20 protein-coding genes are annotated in these 19,198 nt (G+C 71.4%); 14 read left to right on the top strand and 6 right to left on the bottom strand.

Annotated elements, in window-relative coordinates; all coding sequences use genetic code 11:
- The first annotated feature begins 3 nt into the window (after positions 1-3).
- The 4 genes from ACQP2O_RS39255 to ACQP2O_RS39270 all read left to right on the top strand — a co-directional run bounded on the left by ACQP2O_RS39255 (position 4) and on the right by ACQP2O_RS39270 (position 3,872).
- Entirely contained in the window at positions 4-258 is a 255-nt protein-coding gene (locus ACQP2O_RS39255) for an acyl carrier protein (protein ID WP_433174250.1), read from the top strand.
- Between the two features lie 29 nt (positions 259-287).
- Positions 288-1,541 carry a beta-ketoacyl-ACP synthase II gene (gene fabF / locus ACQP2O_RS39260; protein ID WP_433174251.1) on the top strand — a complete coding sequence of 418 codons (1,254 nt, stop codon included), beginning with the start codon at positions 288-290 and terminating at the stop codon, positions 1,539-1,541.
- A complete protein-coding gene (locus ACQP2O_RS39265) occupies positions 1,538-2,977 on the top strand; it encodes an acyl-CoA carboxylase subunit beta (RefSeq protein WP_433174253.1) in 1,440 nt (479 codons plus the stop codon). The genes fabF and ACQP2O_RS39265 overlap by 4 nt, the downstream gene beginning before the upstream one ends.
- Positions 2,978-3,260: 283 nt before the next feature.
- A complete protein-coding gene (locus ACQP2O_RS39270) occupies positions 3,261-3,872 on the top strand; it encodes a VanZ family protein (RefSeq protein ID WP_433174254.1) in 612 nt (203 codons plus the stop codon).
- A gap of 167 nt (positions 3,873-4,039) precedes the next feature.
- Here the strand turns inward: ACQP2O_RS39270 and ACQP2O_RS39275 are convergent, their stop codons facing one another.
- The gene (locus tag ACQP2O_RS39275) at positions 4,040-4,717 is read right to left on the bottom strand and encodes a DUF1963 domain-containing protein (protein ID WP_433174255.1); all 678 of its coding nucleotides are present in this window, start codon (positions 4,715-4,717) and stop codon (positions 4,040-4,042) included.
- Between the two features lie 84 nt (positions 4,718-4,801).
- The gene (locus tag ACQP2O_RS39280; protein WP_433174257.1) at positions 4,802-6,133 is read right to left on the bottom strand and encodes a Scr1 family TA system antitoxin-like transcriptional regulator; all 1,332 of its coding nucleotides are present in this window, start codon (positions 6,131-6,133) and stop codon (positions 4,802-4,804) included.
- Between ACQP2O_RS39280 and ACQP2O_RS39285 the strand changes: the two genes are divergently transcribed.
- Complete coding sequence (locus tag ACQP2O_RS39285) at positions 6,025-6,690, top strand: alpha/beta hydrolase (RefSeq protein WP_433191297.1); 666 nt, start codon at positions 6,025-6,027, stop codon at positions 6,688-6,690. The genes ACQP2O_RS39280 and ACQP2O_RS39285 overlap by 109 nt on opposite strands.
- Positions 6,691-6,864: 174 nt before the next feature.
- Complete coding sequence (locus tag ACQP2O_RS39290) at positions 6,865-7,236, top strand: ClpX C4-type zinc finger protein (RefSeq protein ID WP_360882480.1); 372 nt, start codon at positions 6,865-6,867, stop codon at positions 7,234-7,236.
- 164 nt (positions 7,237-7,400) lie between these two features.
- Here the strand turns inward: ACQP2O_RS39290 and ACQP2O_RS39295 are convergent, their stop codons facing one another.
- Entirely contained in the window at positions 7,401-7,895 is a 495-nt protein-coding gene (locus ACQP2O_RS39295; protein WP_360882482.1) for a DUF3145 domain-containing protein, read from the bottom strand.
- Between the two features lie 225 nt (positions 7,896-8,120).
- On the opposite strand from ACQP2O_RS39295, the gene ACQP2O_RS39300 reads away from it, so the two are divergent.
- On the top strand, positions 8,121-8,480 hold the full coding sequence (locus ACQP2O_RS39300) for an FxLYD domain-containing protein (RefSeq protein ID WP_433174259.1): 360 nt from the start codon (positions 8,121-8,123) through the stop codon (positions 8,478-8,480).
- On the opposite strand, the gene lnt is transcribed toward ACQP2O_RS39300, so the two are convergent.
- Positions 8,440-9,948 carry an apolipoprotein N-acyltransferase gene (gene lnt / locus ACQP2O_RS39305; RefSeq protein ID WP_433174260.1) on the bottom strand — a complete coding sequence of 503 codons (1,509 nt, stop codon included), beginning with the start codon at positions 9,946-9,948 and terminating at the stop codon, positions 8,440-8,442. The genes ACQP2O_RS39300 and lnt overlap by 41 nt on opposite strands.
- A gap of 311 nt (positions 9,949-10,259) precedes the next feature.
- On the opposite strand from lnt, the gene ACQP2O_RS39310 reads away from it, so the two are divergent.
- Positions 10,260-11,429, top strand: coding sequence for a S8/S53 family peptidase (locus tag ACQP2O_RS39310; protein WP_433174261.1), 1,170 nt, complete (start codon positions 10,260-10,262; stop codon positions 11,427-11,429).
- Between the two features lie 20 nt (positions 11,430-11,449).
- On the opposite strand, the gene ACQP2O_RS39315 is transcribed toward ACQP2O_RS39310, so the two are convergent.
- Entirely contained in the window at positions 11,450-12,007 is a 558-nt protein-coding gene (locus ACQP2O_RS39315) for a hypothetical protein (RefSeq protein WP_433174262.1), read from the bottom strand.
- 396 nt (positions 12,008-12,403) lie between these two features.
- On the opposite strand from ACQP2O_RS39315, the gene ACQP2O_RS39320 reads away from it, so the two are divergent.
- The 5 genes from ACQP2O_RS39320 (at position 12,404) to ACQP2O_RS39340 (ending at position 17,676) form a co-directional block, all read left to right on the top strand.
- Positions 12,404-13,162 carry a GH12 family glycosyl hydrolase domain-containing protein gene (locus ACQP2O_RS39320; protein WP_433174263.1) on the top strand — a complete coding sequence of 253 codons (759 nt, stop codon included), beginning with the start codon at positions 12,404-12,406 and terminating at the stop codon, positions 13,160-13,162.
- 157 nt (positions 13,163-13,319) lie between these two features.
- Positions 13,320-14,189, top strand: a complete 870-nt coding sequence (locus ACQP2O_RS39325; RefSeq protein WP_433174264.1) for a DUF1963 domain-containing protein — start codon at positions 13,320-13,322, stop codon at positions 14,187-14,189.
- 61 nt (positions 14,190-14,250) lie between these two features.
- The gene (locus tag ACQP2O_RS39330) at positions 14,251-14,781 is read left to right on the top strand and encodes an RNA polymerase sigma factor (protein WP_433174265.1); all 531 of its coding nucleotides are present in this window, start codon (positions 14,251-14,253) and stop codon (positions 14,779-14,781) included.
- On the top strand, positions 14,778-15,194 hold the full coding sequence (locus tag ACQP2O_RS39335) for a hypothetical protein (RefSeq protein WP_433174266.1): 417 nt from the start codon (positions 14,778-14,780) through the stop codon (positions 15,192-15,194). The genes ACQP2O_RS39330 and ACQP2O_RS39335 overlap by 4 nt, the downstream gene beginning before the upstream one ends.
- Positions 15,187-17,676, top strand: coding sequence for a CHAT domain-containing protein (locus ACQP2O_RS39340; RefSeq protein ID WP_433174267.1), 2,490 nt, complete (start codon positions 15,187-15,189; stop codon positions 17,674-17,676). Before ACQP2O_RS39335 ends, ACQP2O_RS39340 begins: the two co-directional genes overlap by 8 nt.
- Positions 17,677-17,996: 320 nt before the next feature.
- Here the strand turns inward: ACQP2O_RS39340 and ACQP2O_RS39345 are convergent, their stop codons facing one another.
- Positions 17,997-18,542 (bottom strand): hypothetical protein, encoded by a 546-nt coding sequence (locus ACQP2O_RS39345; protein ID WP_433174268.1) that lies wholly within the window; start codon positions 18,540-18,542, stop codon positions 17,997-17,999.
- A gap of 94 nt (positions 18,543-18,636) precedes the next feature.
- Between ACQP2O_RS39345 and ACQP2O_RS39350 the strand changes: the two genes are divergently transcribed.
- Complete coding sequence (locus ACQP2O_RS39350) at positions 18,637-19,197, top strand: TetR/AcrR family transcriptional regulator (RefSeq protein ID WP_433174269.1); 561 nt, start codon at positions 18,637-18,639, stop codon at positions 19,195-19,197.
- Position 19,198: the final 1 nt, after the last annotated feature.

A 19,198-nucleotide genomic window follows, 5' to 3' on the forward strand; every position in this document is an offset into this window, starting at 1 on the left:
CCCATGGCTCTTTCCGAGCAGGAGATCCTCGAAGGCCTCGGCGACATCATCGAGGAGATCGCGGGCGTCGAGCCGGCCGAGGTGACGCCGGAGAAGTCGTTCGTCGACGACCTGGACATCGACTCCCTGTCGATGGTCGAGATCGCCGTCGCCGCGCAGGACAAGTTCGGCGTGGAGATCCCCGACGACGAGCTGAAGAACCTCAAGACGGTCAAGGACGTCGTCAACTACGTGCAGAGCAAGGGCGTCTCTGCCTGAAGTCGAGCAACAAGGGAGAGCGTGACCATATGAGTACCTCCGTCGTCGTGACCGGACTCGGCGCTACTACGCCTCTCGGCGGCGACGTGGCATCGACCTGGTCCGCTCTGCTGGCGGGCCGGTCCGGCGTGAAGCGGCTCACCGCCGAGTGGGCGGAGAGCCTCTCGGTGAGGATCGCGGCTCCGATCGCAGTGGAGCCCTCGGAGGTCCTGCCGAGGCACCGGCTGCGCCGGCTGGACCGTTGCCAGCAGTTCGCCCTCATCGCCGCGCGAGAGGCCTGGCGCGACGCCGGCTTCGCGTTCGGCGACGAGGCGGGCTTCACCGTCGACGGCGACCGGCTCGGCGCCGTCGTCTCGTCGGGGATCGGTGGGATCATCACGACCCTCGACAACTACGACACGCTGAACGAGAAGGGCTGGCAGCGGGTCTCCCCGTTCGCCGTCCCGATGCTGATGCCGAACGGCGGCGCCGGCGTCGTCAGCATCGAGTTCGGCGCGAAGGCGGGAGCGCACGCCCTCGCCAGCGCCTGCGCCTCCAGCGCGGAGGCCATCGGCTACGGCATCGACATGATCCGGGCCGGGCGGGCCGACGTCGTCATCGCCGGCGGCACCGAGGCGGCCATCCACCGGCTGAACCTCGCGGCCTTCGGCTCGATGCGCGCCATGTCGACGCGCAACGACGACCCCGAGCACGCCTCGCGCCCGTACGACAAGGCGCGGGACGGGTTCGTGCTCGGCGAGGGTTCCGGGATCGTCATCCTGGAGTCGGAGGAGCACGCGCGGGCGCGCGGCGCCCGCATTTACGCGGTCGCCGCCGGTGTGGGCTACTCCGCGGACGCGGTGGACATCGTGTCCAACGACCCCGAGGGCATGGCGAAGGCCATGCGCCGCGCGCTGACCGACGCGAAGCTGGAGCCGTCGGACATCGTGCACATCAACGCGCACGGCACCTCCACGCCGGTCGGCGACACCGGCGAGATCAAGGCGATCAAGCTGGCGCTCGGCGATGCCGCCCGCCAGATCGCGATCACCAGCACCAAGTCGATGACCGGGCACCTGCTCGGCGGCACGGGCGCGGTGGAGTCGATCGCCGCGATCCTCGCCCTGCGCGAGAGCCTGGTCCCGCCGACCATCAACATCGAGGAGCTCGACGATGAGGTCGACCTGGACATCGTCCGGGACGAGCCTCGCAAGCTGCCCGGCGGTCCCGCCGCCGCCCTGAACAACTCGTTCGGCTTCGGCGGCCACAACGTGACCGTCGCCTTGAGGAGGCATGAGTCGTGACCGTTGTCGAGAGCAGGTCGGCCGGCCGGGCGTCCGAGCCCCCTGAACAGATCCAGCCGGACCCGCGCGACCCTCGGGTCCGGCTGGAGGCCCTCTTCGACGAGGGGTCGCTGCGGCTCCTCAGCGAGGAGGACACCAGCGGCGCCCTGGTCGGTGTCGGCCGGATCGAGGGCATGCCGGTGGTGGCGTTCGCCAGCGACCCGCGCGTCCAGGGCGGCGCGATGGGCTCGGTCGGCTGTGAGGCCATCGTTCACGCCTACGACCACGCGGTACGCGAGCGGCTGCCGATCGTCGGCCTGTGGCACTCCGGCGGGGCGCGCCTCGCCGAGGGCGTCGAGTCGCTGCACGGGGTCGGGCGCATCTTCGCCGCCATGACCCGGGCGTCCGGCGTGGTGCCGCAGATCTCGGTCGTGCTCGGCGCCGCCGCCGGCGGGGCCGCGTACGGCCCGGCTCTCACCGACATCGTCATCCTGTCCGAGGGCGGCCGCATCTTCGTGACCGGCCCGGACGTCGTACGGTCGGTCACCGGCGAGGACGTCGACATGGCGGCGCTGGGCGGCCCCGAGCCGCACAGCAAGCGCAGCGGCGTCGTGCACGTGGTCGCCAAGGACGACACCGAGGCCCTGGTGAAGGCCAGGCGGGTCGCGACCCTCCTCGGTCACCAGGGGCGGCTGCGCGCGGAAGAGGTCGAGGAGAAGGACCTCAGCGGCATCCTCCCGGACAACCCGCGGCGCGCGTACGACGTGCACCCGATCGTCAACGGCCTGCTCGACGACCCCGCGGAGTCCATCGAGCTGCACCCGAAGTGGGCGCCGAACATCGTCACGACGCTCGGCCGCCTCGGCGGCCGTACCGTCGGCATCATCGCCAACAACCCGATGCGACTCGGCGGCTGCCTGGACTCCACGTCGGCGGAGAAGGCCTCGCGGTTCGTACGGATGTGCGACGCGTTCGGGGTGCCGCTCGTCGTCATCGTCGACGTCCCCGGCTACCTGCCGGGCGTCGGCCAGGAGCACGACGGCGTCGTACGGCGCGGCGCGAAACTGCTGCACGCGTTCGCCGAGGCGGTCGTACCGCGCGTCACGCTCGTGACCCGCAAGTCGTACGGCGGCGCGTACATCGCGATGAACTCCCGGGCCCTCGGCGCGACACGCGTCTTCGCGTGGCCGACCGCCCAGATCGCGGTGATGGGCGCGGTCGCGGCCGTGCGCATCCTGCACCGCCGCAAGCTGGCCGCCGTCCCGGACGAGGAGCGGCACACGCTGGAAGAGCAACTCGCCGCCGAGCACGAGAAGATCGCCGGCGGCCTGCAGCGCGCCCAGGACCTCGGCGTCATCGACGAGGTCGTCGAGCCGGCCAAGACCCGGCGCGCGATCGCCCAGGCCATCGCCGAGGCGACCCCCGCCCGAGGCGCCCACGGCAACATCCCGCTGTAGCACCCGAAGACCCGAACGCCCCGTCCAGGAACAGACCTGGGCGGGGCGTTCGTCATCCGCGCGGCGCGCACCCTTGGCGCTGCGACACCCTCTTCGTCCACCGCGGTCACCAGCGGCGGGACCGTCTCACTGCTGGCTTGCGCCGCTTCCTCGATGCCGGGGATTCCGTGCATCACGGGCACATCGAAAAACGCATACGCCCGCGATATGGTCTTCCGTCTTCAATGCAGGCATGGACCACAGCGCCTCACTGTCAGCCCCAGCCCGTCGTACGCGCAGGATCGTGATCGTCAGTCTGGCGATCCTCGGTGCGGCGATCGCTGCGTTCGGCCCGGTCGACACGGTGCTGAAGATCCTGTCCATGCCGATGCGCAGGCCGGGGTGGTACGTCTGGGTCGCTACGTTCAACGGCGTGGCACTCATCACGGTGGCCGCACTGCCCCTGGCCGCGCTGGCGGTGTGGGCCCTGGCACGCCGTCGCAGTGCCACCGGCGTCACCTCGGCGTGGCGGATGTCGCTGGCCGAGGTCGGCATCGTCTACGGGACCGTGCCGTGGGTCTGGATCATCCTGCTGCCCGGCGACGAGGCCGGCGCCATCGTGAGCCTGGTACCGCTGCGGGACCTGCTCACGATGGACACGGGCCAGGTCGTCGGCAACCTGCTGGTGTTCGCGGCGCTGGGGTTCTTCGCCCCGCTGCGGTTCGCGGCGCTGGCGTCGGTACCGCGGATCCTGGCGCTCGCGGCGGGCTGCTCGGTCCTGGTCGAGACCGCGCAGTACGTCCTGCGGCTGGACCGGGTGTCCTCTGTGGACGACGTACTGCTCAACACCGCCGGCGCCGGGCTGGCCGCGCTGGCGTCGCGCCGCTGGTGGCACGCTACGGCCAGAGCGTCGTAAGACCGACCTCGATCGGCTCCCGGTACCGGGACGCTGAGCCGCCCGCAGCACGCCCGTCAGCGGCCCTGGGCGGTGGCCGAGGCGCACATGCAGACGGCCGCTGCGGCGGCCGGCCTCGATACACCGCTACCTCGGTCATCGCCACCTGGGACGCCGACAGATCACGGTTAGGAGTCTTGTACGAGCAACCGTCCCTGCTTGGCGTCCGGCGAGACGAACACGAACGCCATAGGCGCAGCACCGAGATTGAGGTAAAACGGCTGGAAGTTCGGGCTCAGCTGCAACATCAGCTTCCAGGGGCCGCCGTCAGGCCAGTCATCGCCTTGGAAGAACGCGGGCGTCCCACCGATCTTGTCGCTGCTGATCTGCTCCCAGTAGTGATCGTGATCGTCGGCCGGCAGGCTCGCGTGGTCGTGCTGAGGACGGAAGTCGGGATCCTTGTCCGGCTTGAGCCGGAGGGTGTATTCGGCGTCGGACCCGTCCTCGACGTGGTACAGGCTGGGCCCGGTGGCCAGCGGGAGCGTTGAACCGCCGTAGACACCGCCCGGCTGCACGATGACCGCGTTCGCACCCTCGTCGGGAAGAGCGATGTCGGGGTCGAAGAACACCTCGTCGCCATGCTCCGCGTGGGTCACGAAGACGTACGCCAGCTTGCCTCGCCCCGCGTCGCCGAGCACCGGCCCGAGCTCGATCTGGCAGACGAATCGCATCGGCTCCCCCCACGCGTCGTTGACCGGCCACTGCGGCTCGGAAAGCCACACCGGCTGGCCCCCGAACTTGGTGACCGGGGCGGTGATCGGCACACTGGCGGGAACGAACGCCTCGATCCTCAACGTCGGTACCATGAGCGCTCTCCTCGTCGTGACGGCCCACGATGATCATGTTGCCGTTCTCGGGGGCCCGATCATGCGGAAGTCGTTGTTCCCGCGCTACCCGACCTTCCGGCCGACGTACAAGGCGGTCAAGTGTGGACGAGTCGCGATGCCCGCGAATCGCTCGTCCACCAGGCCGGCTAGCGTCTCCAGCACGTGCCTACGCTGGAGTTCTGGCAACTGCCGGACTGTCATCATCGAGTTGAACAGCGCCCGTACCTGATCGGCGTTCATCGGCAGATCCCAGGAGATCAACTCCGAGGCGACGTCGACCAGACCGGCGCCACGGCGCAGATCTTCACATCGAGCGTCGCGGTCAAGCTGGAATGCCGTCCCGCCACGCTGGTCGCCGGGCTCGAAGCCCAGAACAGCCCTGGCTGCGGCCAGCAACGGATCTTCCCGGTACGGATCGGAGAACACCGTCCACCAGATCGCCGCCCAGCCGCCCGGTCGCAGCGCAGCGCTCACCTTCCGCAGGGCGGTGGACTGGTCAAGCCAGTGAAACGAGGTCGCGGCCACGACCGCGTCGAACCCACCACCGACATCGGCCTCGTCGAAAGGCGCACCTACCACCTGCGCCTCCGGCATGGTCTGGCCGAGATACTCGGCGAACCCATGATCCGGTTCAACCGCGACCACGGTCGCCCCCGCAGCGACAAGATGCCTAGTCACCAAGCCAGACCCTGGCCCGATCTCCAACACCCGGCTGCCCGGTCCAAGACCACACCTCGACCGCAGCACTTCGTAGACCCGCGGCGGATAATCCGGCCGCCCTTCCTGGTAACCAGCGGCATCGGCACCGTAGGTATGGCGAGCCGCTTCGCGCAATGCGTCGAAGCCCATCCGGTCCTCACCGCCATGCCCTGCCGTGTCGCGGCGCGCCTCCACCCTGCCGATCATAGCGACGCAGCCGCTAAGGCATCTCACGATGATGCTGTGGATCCGAGGCGCGTCCGGCTTGCGGAGTATCTCCTGCCGCCTCAGCCGAAGCTCTATTCGCCGGTCGATCTCGCGCTCGTCGCTGACGCCCGCAGCGCAGATCAACGCGCGGGAATACTCAGCCGTCTGGAACAGTCCCGGCAGAACCAGCGGATGCCAGGCGATTACCTGCATCGCCTCAGCTTCGAAGCCAGGGTAAGAATCCTTCAGTACATCCGACCATTGTTCCCACCAGCCTTTCTGGCGGGATTGGCGAGCAAGCTCGAGTATTGCATCCCGCTTTCCTGGAAGATCACTGGCCTGAGCGCCGACCTGGGGAGGCGGGCGAATTGGCTGCCGTGGTGCTCGTTCACGGTCTATATCACTGTCCCGAGCACTTCGCCATGGTGGCAGAACGCTTGCGGACCGCAGGAACCAAGGTTGTCGTTCCCGAGCTCCACCGGGGCTCATTGCCCGCTGACACAGCCGCGGTCCAGGCTGCCATCGACTCGCTACAGGAACCCCCGATTGTGCTCGGTCACTCCTACGGCGGGTCAGTGATCACCGGGGTGCGCGGGGCGGGACACTTGGTCTATCTGGCGGCCTTCGTGCTGGATGCCGGCGAGAGCGCGGCCGGTCTGGGTGGGGCGTCCCCGCAGCTCCAGGACGCGATCAACCCTGAGCCCGACGGCTCGACCAGCCTGCACCCCGACCGGGCTGTCGACACCCTCTATAGCGACTGTCCCGAACCCCTCGCCGCCTGGGCGGTTGGCCTACTGCGTGCGCAAGCCCCAGGCTGCGGGCGAGGAGTCCCACAGCGCCACAGATGGAAGCACACTCCCTCCACCTACGTCGTCTGCGCACAGGACCGGGCCATCGACCCGAGCCTGCAGCGGAAGATGGCCACGCGCTGCACCGAAGTGCGCGAGTGGCAGGCGGGCCACTCCCCGTTCGTAGGACAGCCCGATCTCATCGCCCAACTCCTGCAGGAACTGCTCGCCGCCGCCCCTCCCGCGCAGGCGAGGTGAAGGAGTCACCACTCGGTGATGACTGCGATGAGGACGGTCCCTTGGTAGCGGGCGCCTTGTCCGGCACGGATGTCCGGCGAGCCGATCGAGCTCTCTTGTCAGGCACTTCCTGACGGCGTAAGGTGGCGCCTGACGCCGTCAGGGAGTACCTGACACGGAGGGAAAGGTGATCGGATGTCGCCCGCGGCAAAAGAGTCCGTGATCGCAGCGTGCTCGTTCTGTCAGAAGCGGAACACCGAGGTCGGGACGCTCGTGGCCGGACCGGGAGTGTTCATCTGTGATGAGTGCGTGGCTCTCTGCTCGACGGTGATCGAGGGGAAGCCCGCGGAGGGCGGACCGCAACTTGCCCCGTGGGACCAGGTGACGAGCCCCGAGGTAGTGCTGGCGAGTCTGCCGCGGATCGCAGCTGCGGGGGCGCAGGTCGAGCGAAACCTCGCTCAATGGGTGCTCAAGGCGCGTGCGCTGGGAGTGACCTGGGCGCGCATCGGGGAGACGCTGGGGATGACCCGCCAGTCCGCGTGGGAGCGCTTCTCTGGCGAGGAGTAGGGCCCATTGCGACCGTGTTGGTCGCAGCCACTCGTTGATGGCTGCGACCAACACGGTCGCTTGGCAGCGGACGGCGAATTCGTCGTATCGCATGCGCGGCAGGCATCAGACCAGGAGTCCTCGCCGCGTTCCCGACCGGCGAGGACTCCGTCAGTGACGTGCGATCAGCCCGCGGCGTGGAGCCAGCGGACGGGGGCACCGTCGCCGGCCCGGCGGAAGGGCTCAAGCTCGTCGTCCCAGGGCTTGCCGAGGAGGCGGTCGACCTCGTGCTCGAACGTCACCTTGCCGGCCAGGGCGTTGCCCATGGCGGTGCGGAGGCGGTCCTCGGGCACGTGGATGTCGCCGTTGGCGCCGATCACCGCGGTGAACACGCCCAGGGAGGGCGTGAAGCTGTAGCGGACGCCGTCACAGCCTGGGCTGGCGTCCTCGGTCGCTTCAAAGCGAAGCAGCCGCCACTCGCGCAGCGCGGAGACGATGCCGGCAGCCGTGCCGGGCTGGCCCTCCCAGCACAGCTCGGCGCGCATGGTGCCGGGTGCCGCGGGTTGATCACTCCACGGCAACGACACAGGCACGCCAAGGACACCTGCGGCGGCCCACTCGATATGTGGGCACAGCGCAGGCGGCGCTGAGTGGACGTAGAAAACGCCACGTGCGGACACCGGACCTCCTGGGAACGTTGCGAGGTTCGTCTTCCCCTACGTCCTCGGCGCTCCAGGTAAATGACCGCTTGGTTATTGTGCCTCATCGTCCCCAGTCGCACCAGCCCAGATTCCGGGCCGCGGGTGCGCCTCCGGCGTTCCCTACTCGTTGGTAGGCTCTGCGGTCGGCTGCGATCAACAGCCGCCAATCCGTCGTTCGGTGATGACAGTCGAGGAGATGCCCGCATGCGCAGAGCCCTGATCCTGGCCGTGACCGCAGGGCTTCTCGCCGGATGCGGCGGCCAGCACGGCGGCTCCCCCGCCGGTCCGGCCGATAAGGACGTCCGGCTCACCTCGTGTGCGCTGAGCCGAAAACTGCACGCCGGAGTCGTCCACGGTGTGATAACGAACACGACCGGCCGTACGGCGGGGTACGTCGTCCAGGTCGACATCGTGGACGGCGGCGGCAACCGCGTCGACACGGCGATGCACGCCGAGACGGACGTGGCGCCGGGCGAGAAGGCGAAGTTCACGGCGAGCGGCGTGCAGACGTACGGCGGGCGGATCACCTGCCGCGTCGCGTCCGTACAGCGCACCACCCGCTGACGAGCACGGCGCCGACGGCCAGCCAGGGCACGTAGTCCCCGAACCGGTCATAGGGCGTACGGCCCCCGGCGGGCGCGACCTCGGCCAGCACCGACCCGCGCCGCGACGTGTCGAACCAGGCGAGCCGACGCCCCTTCGCGTCGAAGGCGGCCGACACCCCGGTCAGCGCGGCCTGCACGACCGGACGCCCGGTCTCGGCCGCGCGCACGGCGCCGAGCGACGCGTGCTGCGGCGGCGCCCAGCTGTCCTGGAAGGACGAGGTCGCCGACTCGTACACGATCAGCCGTGCGCCGCGCCGGACCACCGCCCGGCTCTGGTCGGGGAACGCCGACTCGAAGCAGATCAGCGGCCCGAAGGTCACGGCGTCCGGACCGCTCCCGGCCCGCATCAGCACGATGCCCGTCCCGGGCACGCGGTCCTCGGCGGCCGCCGCGCTGATCCGGGCGACCCACCCCAACTCCCGGCGGAGCGGGATGTACTCCCCGAACGGGACGAGCAGGTTCTTGACGTACCGGCCCTGGATGCCGTCCGGCCCGATCAGGATCGCGGTCTTGGAGATGCGCCCGGACGCGTCGCGCGCGTCCTCGTTAACGAGCAGGGGGCCGTGCGCGCGGGCGAGCGCGGTCAGGCGGGCGACCAGATCGGGCCGCCGGTCGAGGTCGAAGCCGACGCTGCTCTCACCCCAGACCACCAGGTCGGCGGCCGGGAGCGCGGCCGTGATCCGCTCGTTCTCGTCGAACCGGCGCTCCGGGCCGTCGACGACCCCGGGCTGGACGAGCGCGACTCGCATCGGCCGGCCGGCGGCCTCCGACGACGGCGTGTAGACCACCGGGCCGGACAGGCCGATGAGCGCCGCGAGGACCGCGGCAGTCACCGAGCGGGTGACGAGCACCATGGCAACCGCGGTGTTCACCGCCACGAGGGCGAAGGTCACCAGCCATACGCCGCCCAGCGACGCGAGGCCCAGCACCGCCGGATGCCGCCACTGCGTGGCGCCGTACAACGCCCAGGGCCCGCCGAGGGCGTGCCAGGAACGCAGCCACTCACCCACCACCCACACGCTCGGCACGACGACGAGCGCCGCCGCGAGCCGTCCCGGCCGCAGCAGCGCCCAGGCCGCATATCCCCACCCCGCCCAGAGCACCCCGGCGACCGCCACGAGCAGCGGCAGCGCCGGGCCGAGGTCGGGCAGCAGCCAGTAGAGCGCGGCGGCGAGGTATCCCGCGCCGAACCACCAGCCGCGTACGGCGGCGTCCCGGCCGGTCGCGGCGGCCCGTACGACCAGCAGGCCGGGCACGAGCGCCACCCACGCCAGCCAGTCCAGCCCCGCGCGGGGGAACGCCAGAACCGGCAGCGCCCCGGCGACCAGCGCCACGAGCCGGAGCCCGCGACGCGCCCCAGGGGAGACCGGCGGCTCGACCTCGTCCGGCGAGGGACCCGGATCGGTGAACTCCGCCGCCGTTCTCATCACTCCAGAGTGACCTCGAGGTGACCTCACGGCAAGGACCCGCCGTACCCAAGGTGGACGCGAAGGCACGGACCCGCCATACCCGGTCGACCGCTCGAACCCGCCATACCCGGGCGACCCGACGCTCGAACCCGCCGTGCCCGGGCGGCAGGACCCGCCGCGCAGTGGGGTGACCTGACGGCACGGAGCCACCGGTGACCCGACGGCACGGAGCCGCCGCGCCGATTCTGGTTCCTTGGGGACGGCGCGCGAAACGTCCCGCCATCCGGCGACGATGGGTAATCACACGGACACGCGGAGAAGGCGGCGCGATGACCGATCACGACACCCGCATCGAACGGCTCCTCACCCGACACCGTGACACGATCGTGGTCGAGCCGTTCCCCGGCCGTCCGGCGCTGCTGCGCCGCGACCAGATCCTCGTGGCCGACCACGACCTGCCGGCGGTCGAGGACGCGGTGCGCCGCTGGTACGACACGCGCCACGACGGACCGGGGTTCTCCCGTGTCATGCTCCGCGCCGCCGCGAAGGTCGACGTGTGCGAGTTGTCCGCGCAGCTGGCCGGCGGCACGCCGCACCGGCGCCTGGCCGTCGCGCCGAACCACCTCGTCCACGGCCAGCCGATGTGGTGGAGCGGCCCGGCCGGAGTGCCCCGCCCCGCGCCGGCGTTCGCCCCGCCCGCGGCCGACGCCGCGGCCCGTCGGCCGGTGACGGTCGCCGTCCTGGACACCGGCCTGTCGCCGCACCCCTGGTACTCCGCCGCGCCCTGGTACGCCGAGCAGCGCGACGAGGTCGCCGAGGTCCTGGACGCCGACCTCGACTACACGCTCGACGCGCAGGCCGGGCACGGCACGTTCATCGCGGGGGTCGTGCTGCGCCGCGCGCCGTCCGCGCGCATCCGCGCCAAACGCGTGATCGGCGGCGACGGCGTCGGCGACGAACTCGGCGTGCTGCACGCTCTGGCCTGGCTGGTCGCGTGGGGAGGAGCCGACGTGGTCAACCTGTCGTTCGGCTGCCACACCTTCGACGACCGCCCCTCTCCCCTCGTGGCCCGCGCCGTCGCCGCCCTCGCCCGCCGCTCGGTCGTCGTCGCGTGCGCGGGCAACCACGCGAGCGACCGGCCGTTCTGGCCGGCCGCCCTGAAGCACGTCATCGCGGTCGCCGCGCTCGACGGCGAGGAGCGCGCGGCGTTCTCCGACTACGGCTGGTGGGTGGACGCCTGCGCGCCCGGCGTCGACGTCCACAGCTGCTTCGTGCGGTTCGACGGGCCCCGGCCGCGCGTCCGGGGCATCGACCCCGACGACTTCACGGGGTACGCGACCTGGAGCGGAACCTCCTTCGCGGCCCCGGCCGTCGCGGGCGCGATCGCCCGCCTCTCCGCCGACGAGGATCTGCCCGCCACGGTCGCCGCCGACCGCGTCCTCGACCCGGTGGGCCGGCGCACGCACCCGGATCTCGGCGTCGAGATCAACTCACTGTGATCAGTGGAGCACTTCGCGCATCAGTCGTCGCCCTTCGTCGTACGGACGACCGTGAATGGCGGTCGAACACCCGTGGAGAAGTGCGCTGCGGCCTCAAGAGCGGCGATGGCGCGGGATTCGAGGGATAGGCCGGCGTTGCCGGTGGCGTGAAGGGCTCCGAGGGCGATCTCTTCGCCGCAACCCACGGCCGTGTACCCGTCGACCAGCTCGCCCACCTGGTAGTCATGGCCGATTTCGAAGAGGCGGCCACGGACGCCGACGAGGAAGGATCCACCTTCTTCCTGGTCGTTGTTCTTGCTGGCCCATCCGCCGTCTTTCAGTCCTTCGCGGACGCCGTTGATGAAGTTGGTGCACATGAATGCGTGCAGGTCTTCTTCCCGCTCGGGCGGGACCGGGGTTTTGACGGCATAGCGGAGGATCTGTCCCATGCGGAACGAGGTGGTGTAGCCGATCGCGTAGGGCCCGTTGTTGAAGACCTTGGAGTCGAGGCGGAGCTGGGTGAGTTGTCCAGCTACTCCGGCGGAGTCTCCGGCGATGACGACGGTGTTGCCATCGGTGATGCCGACAATCGCGGTCATGTTGGGGGCTTTCGGGAGTGGACCGGCCCCGACCCACAGCGGCTCGGGATTTCACTGAACAGTCTGCACGACGACGATGAACCGCACTAGTGGCGCTGTTTGCCCAATAGAGGGACGATATGTCCGAATTCCGGGCAACAGACATCCGCATCCGAGGCCGGTCCTCCCGGCCGGGCGCGCCCGTCGCCGTGAAACCACTTTCACGGGCCCGGAAAGACGCGCGGATCCATTCGCCCTCGTCAGCGTGGGTGCTCTCCCAACGGCGGGCGACGGAGTCGTGCGCCGCCCGCCGCACCGGCGTTAGCATCCCGTGATTCCGGGGGCGCTCCCATCCCGACCGGATGCCCGGCATCCGTACGGCACTCTCCGACCCGTTCGCGATCCACGGAGGTTCCCATGAGACGTCGAGCCATCTCGGCCGCGCTGGCGCTGGCCGGCTCGGTCCTCATCCCGGCCATGACCGGTGCCCCGGCGCGCGCCGACACTCAGATCTGCGCCCAGTACGGCTCGACCAAGATCCAAGGCGGCAGGTACGTCGTCCAGAACAACAACTGGGGCGACAGCACGCAGCAGTGCATCAACGTCACGAATACCGGCTTCTCGGTCACCACCGCCAGCCACAACAAGCCGCAGAACGGTGCACCCGGTGCGTACCCGTCGGTCTACGCCGGCTGCCACTACGGAAACTGTTCCACCGGCAGTGGCCTGCCCCTGCGCACCGACGACGGCCGGTTCACCACGGTCCAGACCAGCGTGAGCATGTCCTATCCCGGCTCCGGGGTCTACGACGCGTCCTACGACGTCTGGTTCGACCCGACGGCCCGCACGAACGGCCAGAACACCGGCGCCGAGCTGATGGTGTGGCTCAACCACACCGGCTCGGTCCAGCCCGTCGGATCCAAGGTCGGCACCGTCTCCCTCGCCGGCGGCACCTGGGACGTCTGGTACGGCAACAGCGGCTGGAACGTGGTCTCGTACGTACGCACCTCGGCGACGTCCACGATCTCCTTCCCCGTCCACACCTTCTATGACGACATGGTGAGGCGCGGCTACGCGCAGCGCTCCTGGTACCTGACCAGCGTTCAGACGGGCTTCGAACCGTGGGTCGGCGGCGCGGGCCTCGCCGTGAACTCCTTCTCCTACAGCATCGGCTGACCGTCCCCACGCCGAGGCGGCGCCATCGCGCACCGGTGGCGCCGCAGCGGGGTGAAAGACCGAGTCCCTGCAGCAAGCCGGATCGCCGGCCTGGCGCCGCGGCCGGAGGCCGGCGTTGGAGGTGAACGCGTCGTATCCCCCTGCTCTGATGATCCCCATGGATTATCGAGAGCGTCTGGCGAGCGTCGAAGCGCAGTGCGTCGAGCAGCTCGGTGAACACCTGGGCAGGCAACTCGCCGCCCTCGCGCGACCGGGTTTCGGCCTGTACGACTTCGGACACGACGTCGACGACTGCCTGCCGCGTGAAAGCCGCTGCTACTTCGGCGGTCCGGCCTGCCTGGACCCTGGTACGCCCTGGCCGGAACACGAGGGCCTGCCGCTGAGCCTGTACGCCGTGCTCGACATCGCGACGCTGCGGCCGTGGCTCGGCAGCGAACCGCCCGCCGACGTCGGACTGCTCAACTTCTTCTGCCTCGAGCCGAACGACGAGTACCGCGCGGCCACCCGCGCCCGGAACCCCATGGACGACCTGCAGATCTGCCGGGTCATTCCGGCGGACGCGACGCGCGCCGTCGAAGTGGAGGCCCCGGAGCCCGCCATGGTGCACGACCAGACTCCGTTGCAGGCCGTCCCGGCCGTCACCCTTCCGATGTCCAGTGGCGGCTACGACAGGATCCTCGACACGCTCGAGGTCAGCGCGGGCGTCTCCGACCATCCCGCCCACATCGTGTGGCAGCAGTACTGGGAGGATTTCGCCACGGATCAGGGCCTCTACTACAGCGTGACCGACGACGACGTCGAATTCATCGGTCTCGACCAGGCCTTCGGCTGGCCGTGGCTGAACGGAACGGCCACCGAGCGCCCGTACCGGCACCTACTCACTCTTGGCCTGCTCACGCTCAACGCGCCCGAACACCACTGGGTGTGGGACGACGGAGGCTACGTGCATTTTCTGATCGATGAGGACGCGCTCCGGACCGGCGATTTCTCCCGGGCACGGGTCGAACTCTCCACCGGACACCACTGAGGCCGGTCCGACAGTCAACCGATTGTAATCGATAGACTACTTTCCGCTATCATCACGGCGCGTGGAGTGGAACGAGACCGGAGACCTGGTGAGGCGGGCTCGCAGGGGTGATCCGGCGGCCTGGCGGACGCTCGTCGACCGCTACTCACGGCTGCTGTGCGCGATCGCGCGATCGTACGGGCTGAGCGGCGCGGACGTCGACGACGTCGTGCAGACGACGTGGCTGCGGCTCGTCGAGCGGCTGCCCGGGCTGCGGGACCCGGCGCGGGCGGGCGCGTGGCTGGCCGTCACCGCCCGCCGGGAAAGCCTGGCCACGCTGCGGCGGCGAGGCCGCGAGAGCCCGTTGACCGGCCACGCCCCGACGGTCACCGGTCCGCATCACGTGGTGTTCGGCCGTGAGCTCGCGGGTTCGGTGGCCGCCGCCCTGGACGCCGTGCCACCCCGCTGCCGCGCCCTTCTCGAGCTGTCGATCGCCTCGCCCCGGCTCAGCTACGCGGAGATCTCGACGGCGCTCGGCGTACCGCTCGGCAGCGTCGGCCCGACCCGCACCCGTTGCCTGACCCACCTGCGGCGCCGGCTCGGTGTCACGTGACCGACGACGAGCTGATCGAGCGCCTGCGCGTCGCGTTCCCGCCGGTGCCGGAGCACCTGGTCGCCCTCGGGCTGGCGGCGTTCGACTGGTTTGCGCCGGAGGCGACGCTGGCGACGCTCGCGCACGACGCGGCGGAGACCCCGGCCGGGGTGCGCGGCGGCGGGCCCAGAACGCTGACGTTCGCCGGGCGGGGCGTCCACGTGGAGATCGAGGTCGCCGGCCGGGAGATCGTCGGGCAGCTGGCTCCCGCGGTGGCCGCGGAGGTGATCCTCCGCTCGCCGCACGGCGAGCGCGGCGCCCGGACCGACGAGTCCGGTGGGTTCGTGCTCTCCGAGGTGCCGGCCGGCCTGGTCAGTCTCCTGTTCCGGCTGGCCGACGCGACGTCGGTCGTGACGAGCTGGGTCCATGTCTGAGCTGCTCGCGCTGGCGGCCGTCGACCCACGCGGCGTCTACGCCACCGCCTCGGCGCTGCGGGACACCGGCCGGCCGGAGGAGCGCGTGCTGGCCCTGCGCGCCCTCGGCCTGGCCGGCAAGGAGCTGGGCCGGCTGGGCGAGGGCGTCGCGCACCTGCGCGAGGCGCTCCGCGTCGCCGAGTCGGCAGCGTTGCCCTACGCCGCGGCCCAGGTGCGGATGAACCTCGTCGGCCTGCTCGCCACGAGCGGCGACCTCAATGGGGCACTGGCCGCCGCCGACGCCGCCGCCCCGGTGCTGACCGGAGCCGACGCCGACCGGCTGCTCGCCAACCGGGCGTACGTCCTCGCCCGCAGCGGCCGCATCCGGGAGGTCGCGCGCATCGCCCGGACCTGCACCGATCCGGAGGTCGTCGTCGGCCTGCGCATCAACACCGGGCTCGCGAAGACGTACGCCGGCCGGCTCGGGGGCGGCGAGGCCGACCTGCGCGCGGCGCTCGCGGTCGCCGAGCGGGCGGGGCTGCGGCACCAGGCGGCGATGGTCCGGCACAATCTCGCGTTCGTCGCCATGCGGCGCGGCGACCTGCCGCGCGCGCTCACGCTGTACGAGGAGATCGAGCCGGAGCTGGCCGGCGCGGACGAACGCGTCCACCAACTGCGCATCGACCGGGCGGAGGCGCTGATCGCCGCCCGGCTGCCCGGCGAGGCCCGCACCCTGCTGGCGGACACCGTCGAACGGCTGACCGCCGGCGGGTACCGCTGCGACACCGCCGACGCGCTCCTGCTCCTCGCCCACGCCGAGCTGGCCGACGGCGATCCCCGCGCCGCGGCGGCGACCGCCCGGCGGGCGCAGGAGGAGTCCGCGAACCGTACCTGCCGGCCGGCCGAGTTGATCGGCCTTCGGGCCCGCTGGGCGGACGGCTACCGGTCCGCGGGCCTGCTCACGGCCGCCGAGCAGGCCGCCGAACGCCTCGCACGGTACGGCTGGGCCTCCGCCGCCGACGACGCGCGCACCCTGGCGGGCCTGGTGGCGCTCGCGCGCGGCGACCACGCGCACGCCGAACGCCTTCTCGATCGGGTCGGCGGCGGCACCGTGAGCGCACGCGTCGCGGGCCTGCACGCCACCGCGCTGCTGCGGCTCGCGCGCGGCGACCGGCCCGGCGCGGCCGCCGCCGTACGCGCCGGGCTGCGCACCGTGGACGAGCACGCCGCCGCGCTCGGGGCCGCCGAGCTGCGCGGGCGCGCGGCGGGCTGGGCCGTCGAGCTGGCCGAGCTCGGCCTGCGACTCGCGGCCGGCCCCCGCGCCCTCCTCGTGGCCGCCGAGCGGGCGCGGGCGATCGCCGGCCGACCGCCCGCCGTACGGCCGCCCCGCGACCGGCGGCTCGGCGGACTCCTGGCCGAGCTGCGCCGCGTCACCGCCGAGGTCCCCGACCGCCCGGAGCTCCTGGCCGCCCAGTCCCGGCTGGAAGACGCCGTACGCGCCCGGTGCCGCCGCCTGTCGTCCAGCCGCGACGCGGTCCCCGGATGGGGCTGGCTGATCCCCGCCCTCACCGAGACGCTGGGCGAGCGGATGTTCGTCGAGTTCATCCGGGTCGGCGCGGAGCTCGTCGCGGTGACGCTCGCGAACGGTCGCTGCCGACGCCACTCCCTGGGCCCGTACGACCCGGTCCGCGACGACGTGCGGCTGCTCCGCTTCGCCGTGTCCCGGCTCGCCCGGGATCCCGACGGCGCACCGGCACGCTCGTCCCTGGCGGCCACGGCGAAGCGCCTCCAGACCCGGCTGCTCGACCCGCTGCGCATGGGCGACCGGCCCGTCGTGCTGTCCCCGGTCGGCGCGCTGCACGGCCTGCCCTGGCCCGCGCTACCGTCGCTGGCGGACCGTCCCATGACCGTGGTGCCGTCGGCGGCGGGCTGGCTGCGCGCCATGCGGGTGCCGCCGTCCCACGGGCACGCGACGCTGATCGCCGGCCCGGACCTCGCGCACGCCGAGGACGAGATCGCCGCCGTACGCACGCGGCACCCAGAGGCGAGGATCCTCACCGGCCCGGCCGCGACCGCCGAGACCGTACGGCGCGCCCTCGACGGCGCCGCCGTGGCCCACGTCGCGGCCCACGGAGTGTTCCGTTCGGGGAACGCCCTGTTCTCCGGCCTCCGACTCGCCGACGGACCGCTGTTCACGTACGACCTGGAACATCTGGAACGCTCACCGCAGCTGCTGGTCCTGTCCGCATGCGACGCGGGCCGCGCGGAGATCTACGAGGGCGAGGCGGTCATCGGCATGGTCACCGCCGCCCTCGGCTTCGGCACGGCGACCGTCGTCGCCGCCGTCACCCCGGTCGGCGACGCCGCCGCCCGCGACCTGATGACCGGTTTCCACGAGCGTCTCGCGGCCGGCGCGAGCCCTGCCGAGGCCTTGGCGTGGGCGCCCAGGCCCTTGTCCACTCTCGGCTTCGTCTGTTTCGGCGCCGGCCACGGCCGAGCGTGATCAGTGAGCGCCCCACTCCGCGACCCATGGCCGCGATCGGCGCGGCCTCCTGGCCGGCGCGCCTGAAGGGACATCGCCATATGGCCGTACGGAGACACCAACGACGGCGCGGTTCGCTGCAAGAGGGCGAATGTTGAAATTCGCGAAAGGAGGCGCCCCTAGGGCCTGTCTCGAAGTCCCCGTCCGTAGCGAGCGGTGTCCAGGTGGTGCCTCGCAAGGCGGAGGAGGGAGTCAGCCTGGTTTTGGCTGGCGACCGACGACAACGCGGCGAGGCGCCGCCTGGACGCCGCGCAGTAGGACAGCGGACTTCGAGACAGGCCCTAGGAGGCACCGACATGCTCGGCGCGGCGGGCGATCGCCCTGAGGAGTTCCAGGCGGATGAAGCCGGCGCCTCCGGCGCGGATGAGCAGCCAGTACGGGGCGAAGGCGCGGCGGCTGGCGCGGTCGGTCGCGCGGACGCGGGTCTCGGCTGTCAGCAGGGTGCCGCCGGCCGTCGGGCTCAGCTGGAAGCTCATCGCGGCCTTGGCCCAGCCGGGTTCGGAGAAGGCCGCGAACACGGCGGGGTCGGCGGTCTCCTCCGGGCCCGGCTCCGGCCGGAACCGCCAGAACTTGGCCACCCTCCCGCTCACGGCCTCGCGTCCCTCCTCACGCCCCAGGTCGGCCATTGGCAGGGCCTGCGCGATCGGGCCGGAGAAAGGGTCGCGGCCGGCCGACCGGATGCGCATCAGCAGGCGGGTGACCGGGAGTTCGGCGGCCGTGACCTTCTGCAGCGCCTCCCACACCGCGTCCGGAGGGGCCGCGACCCGGCGGCTGTAGCGGGTGCGGAAGTCGTACGTCGGGATCAGCCGGTCCAGGATCCAGTCCATGCGCTCGCTCCTCGCGTCGAGAGGCGTTCTGTACGCCACCGTCTAGAATGGTACTGTACGCCACCGTACAGAATGAGATTCCGCGAGGTCCCGAATGCCGCGTACCGCCCGCCTGACCCGCGACGACTGGGCCGCCGCCGCGCTCGACGCCCTCACCCAAGGGGGCCCGAACGCGGTCGCCGTCGAACCGGTCGCCGCCCGGCTGGGCGCTTCGAAGTCGAGCTTCTACTGGCTCTTCGAGAACCGGCAGGCGCTGCTCGAGGCCGCTCTCGAGCGCTGGGAACGGACCCAGACCGAGGCGGTCGCGGCCCGGCTCACCGAGATCCCCGACCCGGCCGAACGCCTGCGCCGCCTGGTCCACCAGGCGTTCGCGGGCCCAGACGACGGCGACCTCGCCCTGCGACTGCTCACCGCCTCCGACGATCCGGCCGTACGGTCCGTCGCCGAGCGGGTGACACGCCGGCGCCTCGCCGTCATCGAGACGGCGTTCGCCGAGCTCGGGCATCCCCCGGAGCTCGCACGTCACTACGCGACGATGAGCTACTCGGCCTACCTCGGGGCCGCGGCACTGCGGCGCGTCGGCGCGGCCCCGGACGATCCCCATGCCTACGTCGACGCCGTCCTGGCCCCTTTCGGCGTCCCGCCTGGAGCCTGAG

Origin of the sequence: Actinoallomurus sp. CA-150999 (assembly GCF_050942425.1) — a bacterium.
In the GTDB taxonomy this organism is placed as follows: domain Bacteria; phylum Actinomycetota; class Actinomycetes; order Streptosporangiales; family Streptosporangiaceae; genus Actinoallomurus.

What these genes read in the sequence shown, in the direction of transcription:
- ACQP2O_RS39255 (WP_433174250.1), top strand. Translation starts at nt 4, where the DNA reads ATGGCTCTTTCCGAGCAGGAGATCCTCGAAGGCCTCGGCGACATCATC.
- fabF (WP_433174251.1), top strand. Translation starts at nt 288, where the DNA reads ATGAGTACCTCCGTCGTCGTGACCGGACTCGGCGCTACTACGCCTCTC.
- ACQP2O_RS39275 (WP_433174255.1), bottom strand. Translation starts at nt 4,717, where the DNA reads ATGGTACCGACGTTGAGGATCGAGGCGTTCGTTCCCGCCAGTGTGCCG.
- ACQP2O_RS39280 (WP_433174257.1), bottom strand. Translation starts at nt 6,133, where the DNA reads ATGAGCCCCGGTGGAGCTCGGGAACGACAACCTTGGTTCCTGCGGTCC.
- ACQP2O_RS39290 (WP_360882480.1), top strand. Translation starts at nt 6,865, where the DNA reads ATGTCGCCCGCGGCAAAAGAGTCCGTGATCGCAGCGTGCTCGTTCTGT.
- ACQP2O_RS39300 (WP_433174259.1), top strand. Translation starts at nt 8,121, where the DNA reads ATGCGCAGAGCCCTGATCCTGGCCGTGACCGCAGGGCTTCTCGCCGGA.
- lnt (WP_433174260.1), bottom strand. Translation starts at nt 9,948, where the DNA reads ATGAGAACGGCGGCGGAGTTCACCGATCCGGGTCCCTCGCCGGACGAG.
- ACQP2O_RS39310 (WP_433174261.1), top strand. Translation starts at nt 10,260, where the DNA reads ATGACCGATCACGACACCCGCATCGAACGGCTCCTCACCCGACACCGT.
- ACQP2O_RS39315 (WP_433174262.1), bottom strand. Translation starts at nt 12,007, where the DNA reads ATGACCGCGATTGTCGGCATCACCGATGGCAACACCGTCGTCATCGCC.
- ACQP2O_RS39320 (WP_433174263.1), top strand. Translation starts at nt 12,404, where the DNA reads ATGAGACGTCGAGCCATCTCGGCCGCGCTGGCGCTGGCCGGCTCGGTC.
- ACQP2O_RS39325 (WP_433174264.1), top strand. Translation starts at nt 13,320, where the DNA reads ATGGATTATCGAGAGCGTCTGGCGAGCGTCGAAGCGCAGTGCGTCGAG.
- ACQP2O_RS39340 (WP_433174267.1), top strand. Translation starts at nt 15,187, where the DNA reads ATGTCTGAGCTGCTCGCGCTGGCGGCCGTCGACCCACGCGGCGTCTAC.
- ACQP2O_RS39345 (WP_433174268.1), bottom strand. Translation starts at nt 18,542, where the DNA reads ATGGACTGGATCCTGGACCGGCTGATCCCGACGTACGACTTCCGCACC.
- ACQP2O_RS39350 (WP_433174269.1), top strand. Translation starts at nt 18,637, where the DNA reads ATGCCGCGTACCGCCCGCCTGACCCGCGACGACTGGGCCGCCGCCGCG.